Origin of the sequence: Pseudomonas sp. PS02303 (assembly GCF_029959925.1) — a bacterium.
Classification (GTDB): domain Bacteria; phylum Pseudomonadota; class Gammaproteobacteria; order Pseudomonadales; family Pseudomonadaceae; genus Aquipseudomonas; species Aquipseudomonas mandelii.
This window is the reverse complement of sequence record NZ_JASCOM010000343.1, coordinates 1-5,178: the sequence shown is the minus strand read 5'-3', so window position 1 is coordinate 5,178 and position 5,178 is coordinate 1. Positions and strand designations below refer to the sequence as shown.

6 protein-coding genes are annotated in these 5,178 nt (G+C 58.4%); 2 read left to right on the top strand and 4 right to left on the bottom strand.

Features of this window, described 5'->3' with window-relative positions; genetic code table 11:
- Positions 1–92: 92 nt before the first annotated feature.
- Both choX and betC read right to left on the bottom strand, forming a co-directional pair.
- Positions 93–1,013 (bottom strand): choline ABC transporter substrate-binding protein, encoded by a 921-nt coding sequence (gene choX, locus QMX98_RS32170; protein ID WP_010465535.1) that lies wholly within the window; start codon positions 1,011–1,013, stop codon positions 93–95.
- Positions 1,014–1,029: 16 nt separating this feature from the next.
- Positions 1,030–2,544: a choline-sulfatase gene (betC, locus tag QMX98_RS32165; protein WP_282411949.1), complete on the bottom strand. Its 1,515-nt coding sequence runs from the start codon at positions 2,542–2,544 to the stop codon at positions 1,030–1,032.
- Between the two features lie 114 nt (positions 2,545–2,658).
- Here betC and QMX98_RS32160 point away from each other — a divergent pair, with 114 nt between their 5' ends.
- The gene (locus tag QMX98_RS32160) at positions 2,659–3,609 is read left to right on the top strand and encodes a LysR family transcriptional regulator (protein WP_077748841.1); all 951 of its coding nucleotides are present in this window, start codon (positions 2,659–2,661) and stop codon (positions 3,607–3,609) included.
- Here the strand turns inward: QMX98_RS32160 and QMX98_RS32155 are convergent.
- Positions 3,596–4,273: an NAD(P)H-binding protein gene (locus QMX98_RS32155; protein ID WP_010465542.1), complete on the bottom strand. Its 678-nt coding sequence runs from the start codon at positions 4,271–4,273 to the stop codon at positions 3,596–3,598. The genes QMX98_RS32160 and QMX98_RS32155 overlap by 14 nt on opposite strands.
- An 84-nt stretch (positions 4,274–4,357) precedes the next feature.
- Between QMX98_RS32155 and QMX98_RS32150 the strand changes: the two genes are divergently transcribed.
- Positions 4,358–4,684, top strand: a complete 327-nt coding sequence (locus QMX98_RS32150; protein ID WP_010465544.1) for a DOPA 4,5-dioxygenase family protein — start codon at positions 4,358–4,360, stop codon at positions 4,682–4,684.
- Here QMX98_RS32150 and QMX98_RS32145 read toward each other — a convergent pair whose 3' ends face one another.
- The gene (locus QMX98_RS32145; RefSeq protein WP_010465546.1) at positions 4,685–5,086 is read right to left on the bottom strand and encodes a GFA family protein; all 402 of its coding nucleotides are present in this window, start codon (positions 5,084–5,086) and stop codon (positions 4,685–4,687) included.
- Between the last annotated feature and the right edge of the window lie 92 nt (positions 5,087–5,178).

Below are 5,178 nucleotides of genomic sequence, written 5' to 3'. Positions count from 1 at the left end.
GAGCTTGCTCCCGCTCGGGAGCGAAGCGCCCGCAGATTTTTAGGGATGCTTCGCAGCCCAGCGGGAGCAAGCTCCCTCGCCACAGGTAACCCTTACAACTTCGCTTTTACCGCCGGCAACGCATCTTTCCCATCCACGGTCTTCACGCCATCCAGCCATTTATCCAGCACGGCAGGATTGGCCTTGATCCACGCCTTGGCCGCCTCGGCATTGCTGATTTTCTTGTTCACCACCTCGGCCATGATGCTGTTCTCCATCTCCTGAGTGAAACTCAGGTTGGTGAGCAGCTTGCCGACGTTCGGACAGGCCTGTGCATAACCTTTGCGGGTCAGCGTATAAACGCTGCCGGTGTCGCCGAAATACTTCTCGCCACCTTTCAGGTAATGCATTTTCAACTGCACGTTCATCGGGTGCGGCGTCCAGCCGAGGAAGGTCACGAACTTCTGTTTTTTCACTGCGCGGGACACTTCGGCCAGCATGGCCTGCTCGCTGGACTCGACCAGTTTCCACTGGCCCATGTCGAAGTCGTTCTTCTTGATGATCTCTTGCAGCGAGATGTTCGCCGGGGCGCCGGAACCGATGCCGTAGATCTTCTTGTCGAACTTGTCGGCGTATTTATTCAGGTCGGAAAAGTTATGCACACCCGCGTCCCACACGTAATCCGGGACTGCCAGCGTGAATTCGGTGCCATCGAGATTCTTCGCCAGTTGGGTGACATCACCCGTGGCGACGAATTTGTCATAGAAGCCCTGCTGCGCCGGCATCCAGTTCCCCAGGAACACGTCGACCTGGCCATCCTTCAGCCCGCCAAAGGTGATCGGCACCGCGAGGGTGTCGACCTTGGCCTTGTAGCCCATGCCGTCCAGCAGAAACCCGGTGATGGCGTTGGTCGCAGCGATGTCGCTCCAGCCCGGATCAGCCATTTTCACCGTGTCGCAGCTCTGATCGGCAAAGGCCGATGCACTGCCCAGAGCCAGTAGCCCGACCGTCAGTACTGTGGATAACTTTTGCATGGACTTCCCCTTAACATTATTGGTTTTGGCAGGGTTGTGGATAACGTGCTTTACGTTCCAGATCGTCGAGGTCGATGTGGTTGCGCATGTATTGCTGACTGGCGTCCACCAGCGGCTGGTGATCCCAGCTCTTCAGCTTGCCGATGGTCAGCGCCTCGGCGACGAATCGCCGGCGACGCTGGCTCGCGAGCACCTGTTGGTGGATCGCCGGAATGTCCCATTTGGCCCGTGCTTCAGACAGAAACGCCTCGAACAGCGGCCGATGTTGCGGCGATTGGCTGAGTTCTTCCTGTTCGCGCGGGTCGTTGTGTACGTCGAAGAGTAGGCAAGGGTCATCTTCGCTGTAGATGAATTTGTAAGCGCCACGGCGAATCATCATCAAAGGGCTGATGGTGCCTTCGGCCATGTATTCGCCGAAGACTTCGTCGTGACCGCCCTGCCCTTGCAGGTGCGAGACCAGCGAACGACCGTCCAGTGGCAAACCCGGTTCCAGCGAACCGCCGGCCAGTTCTACAAAGGTTGGCAGCAAATCAGCGGTGGAAACCGCAGCACTGACGCGCCCGGCGCCGAATTGTCCCGGTGCGCTGATCAACAGTGGTACGCGGGCGGCCATTTCGAACCAATGCATTTTGTACCAGAGGCCGCGCTCGCCGAGCATATCGCCGTGGTCGCCGGAGAAGACGATGATGGTGTCATCGATCAGCCCGGTATCTTCCAGCGTTTGCAGGAGTTTGCCGACGTTGCTATCGATATAGCTGCAAGCTCCGAAATAAGCACGACGCGCATCGCGAATCTTATCCACAGGCAGCGGCTTGTCCCACAGGTCATACACCTTGAGCAAACGCTGGGAATGCGGGTCAAGTTCGGTTTGCGTCGGGGTTTCCGGCAGCGGGATGTCGGCATCGTCGTAAATGTCCCAAAAAGCCTTGGGAATGGTGTACGGATCATGTGGGTGCGTCATCGACACGGTCAGGCAAAACGGCTGGTCGCCATCCTCGCGAATGTGATCGAACAGGTATTGCTGGGCCTTGAACACCACCTCTTCGTCGAAATCCAGCTGATTGGTGCGCACGCACGGCCCGGCCTGCAGCACCGAAGACATGTTGTGGTACCAGGTCGGACGCACGTCCGGTTCATCCCAGTTCACCGACCAGCCGTAGTCGGCCGGGTAGATGTCGCTGGTCAGGCGCTCTTCATAGCCGTGGAGTTGATCCGGGCCACAGAAATGCATCTTGCCCGACAGCGCGGTGCGGTAGCCGAGACGCCGCAGGTAGTGGGCATAAGTCGGTACATCGGCGGGGAAATCGGCCGCGTTGTCGTAGGCGCCGATCTTGCTCGGCAATTGACCGCTGACCAGGGTGAAACGCGACGGCGCGCACAGTGGGCTGTTGCAATAAGCGGCGTCGAACACCACGCCTTCGGCGGCGAGGCGGCTGAGATTGGGCAATTTGATGGGCGAGGAACCGTAGAACGGCAACATTGGCGCGGCCATCTGATCGGCCATGATGAAAAGAATATTCTTGCGCTTCATGTGATCGCGGCATTCCATAGTGAATATTTATGCGAGAGTGCTGCGATCGAGCATGGAGTCCATGCACTTTGTGGTAAAGCCCATGCACGGCAATGACTAGGATAAGCACCGCTTATGTATGACGCCCTTGGAAGTTTGTCGCTGGACCTGCTGCGAGCGTTTGAAGCGGCGGCCCGCCATCGCAGTTTTACCGCCGCAGCGGTAGAGCTGGGCACTACGCAGCCCGCCGTCAGCCAGCAGATCAAACGCCTGGAAGAACAACTCACCGCGCGGTTGTTTGATCGCATTTACCGTGGCATTGAGTTGACTGAGGCCGGGACCATTCTTTTCGAGCAGGTTCAGCTCGGTTTGCAGAATATCGATGCCGGATTAAGCGCGATCAGCACACAGCATCAACATGAAGTCTTGCAGGTGGCCACGGATTTCGCTTTTGCCGCGTATTGGCTGATGCCCCGATTGCACCGCTTTCATAAAGCCAATCCCCACGTCGACGTCAGCCTGGTCACCAGCGAGCGCAATCACAACATGCTGCGCACTGATATCGATGTGGCGGTGTTGTTTGGGGATGGCCGCTTCAAGCAGGGCGAAAGCCATTGGCTGTTCAGTGAAGAAGTGTTTCCGGTCTGCAGCCCGCTGCTGTTGAAGGATCGTCCCCTGCCCTTGCCGGCCCAGTCATTGCTGGAATTTCCACTGCTGCACCTGCGCGGCGAAAACAGCAGCAACTGGTTTGACTGGAGCGGCGTCTTTCGCGAGTTAGGGATCACATCGGCCCCGGCCCCCGGGCAATTGCGCTTCGACAATTACACGTTGCTGATTCAAGCGGCGATTGGTGGTCAGGGTGTTGCAATCGGCTGGCGGCACCTTGTGGATAACTTGCTGGCGCAAGGTTTGTTGTGTCGACCGATAGCCGACACGGTGATTTCCAGGCTCGGCTATTACGTGGTTCTGCCCCAGCGAAAACGGCGTGGGGTATTGATCCAACAATTTGTGGACTGGTTGATGGCTGAGCAGGCCAGCAGCGCCCAATCGCTGAATGGTTTACCGCTGCCGTCTATCGCCGTGTAGGGTCGGTCGAAACGAAGTTCACATGCTCGCGAACGTGAAGATTCAGCCGCAGCTCATCGGCAATCCCTACGGCCACGCGGTTCAACCGTTCAAGCGGTTCGGCCAGGCCCGGTTCAAGGCTGCTGCTGACGTGGCTGAAATGTTCAATCGTCAGCCCCGGCACTCCGCGAGGCGCATTGACCAGGGTCCAGTGCAAGGCACTGCTTTGCAGGGCATCAAGGATTTCCTCGGCGGCATGCCGCTGAAGGGGGTCCAGCGCTTCAGCCTCTGTGTCGTCGAGTTCGGCAAAATCCCCCACCAGGAACAGCCGGGCAATACCGGCCGCCTGCATGCCCTCGATCAGCGCGTCCACGGCCAACACCTGTTCGACCGGGCCTGGAACGATGGTTTTTTCAACGGTCTCGCTATTGAATGGCAATCCGGGGGCATCCAGCAGGCAAATAACCACCGAACTCCCCGCTACGCTTTGCTTGACGCGTTCGGCCTCGAACAGATCGCCGGTCTTGGTGCGCAATCCTGGGCGCGGTGGGAGCGCCGTCAGGTCATCCAGAATCGCGATCACTTCATGTTGACGCCGTAGCATTTCAGCCATCAGCGCACTGCCCAGGCTACTCATGGCACCATAAAGCACCACTTTGACCACCGGGGTTTCGGCATTTTTCATGGCTGAGGTTCCTTGTTCACAACGTATATGGCGTGTGACCTGTGGGAATAGGTGAGGGTTCGACTGGGTTTCAGAGGGTTTCAGATGCAACAGATCAAGGGTTACCACGCCCATGTCTATTTCGACGCCACGAGCATTGACCAGGCGCGAGCGCTGTGTGAGCACGCCGCGCAGGTGTTCCCGCTGAAAATGGGCCGCGTGCATGAACGTCCCGTGGGTCCGCACCCGGACTGGAGTTGCCAATTGGCGTTCGGGCCGGAGCTGATCGGCGAAGTGCTGCCGTGGCTGGCGCTCAACCGCAAGGGTTTGGTGGTGTTTCTGCACCCGGACACCGGCGACGATTTGCTGGACCACACCGAGCACGCGATCTGGATGGGCGCAATCCGGCCACTGGACCTGTCTATTTTTTGATCAGAGGTTTTCTTCGGCTTCGCCGGGCAAATGTTCGTCCAAGTGCAGCCAGGGTAAATGGCTGCGGGTCCAGATGTGACGCTCGGCCGGGGCTTGCTCCGGGTGATCGAGGGTGGCGATGGTCACGTCGATACTCTCGGGGCTCAGATGTGTGATCAACGCCAGTTGCGCCCCACAGTTCGGACAGAAATAGCGCACGCAGGTGGTTGAAGATTCGTACTGCGCCGGCGTCCCTTTCAGCCATTTAAAGGCCGATACGGGAACCGTGATCCAGGTTGTCACGATCCCGCCGCTGACGCGCCGGCAGATCGAACAATGGCAGTGGGCGATGTCGTGCAAAGGTCCGCTGAATTGATAGCGCAGATGTCCGCAGTGGCAGCCGCCGGTGTGAAATTCGCTCATGACCTTACCTCCTGATGCGTATTTCCTGACGCTTTCGCGAGCAGGCTCGCTCCCACATTGGTTTTGTGTACGACACAGATCCTGTGTGGGAT

Coding starts and splice junctions, on each gene's coding strand:
- QMX98_RS32145 (WP_010465546.1), bottom strand. CDS start 5,086: ATGAGCGAATTTCACACCGGCGGCTGCCACTGCGGACATCTGCGCTAT.
- QMX98_RS32160 (WP_077748841.1), top strand. CDS start 2,659: ATGTATGACGCCCTTGGAAGTTTGTCGCTGGACCTGCTGCGAGCGTTT.
- QMX98_RS32155 (WP_010465542.1), bottom strand. CDS start 4,273: ATGAAAAATGCCGAAACCCCGGTGGTCAAAGTGGTGCTTTATGGTGCC.
- choX (WP_010465535.1), bottom strand. CDS start 1,013: ATGCAAAAGTTATCCACAGTACTGACGGTCGGGCTACTGGCTCTGGGC.
- betC (WP_282411949.1), bottom strand. CDS start 2,544: ATGAAGCGCAAGAATATTCTTTTCATCATGGCCGATCAGATGGCCGCG.
- QMX98_RS32150 (WP_010465544.1), top strand. CDS start 4,358: ATGCAACAGATCAAGGGTTACCACGCCCATGTCTATTTCGACGCCACG.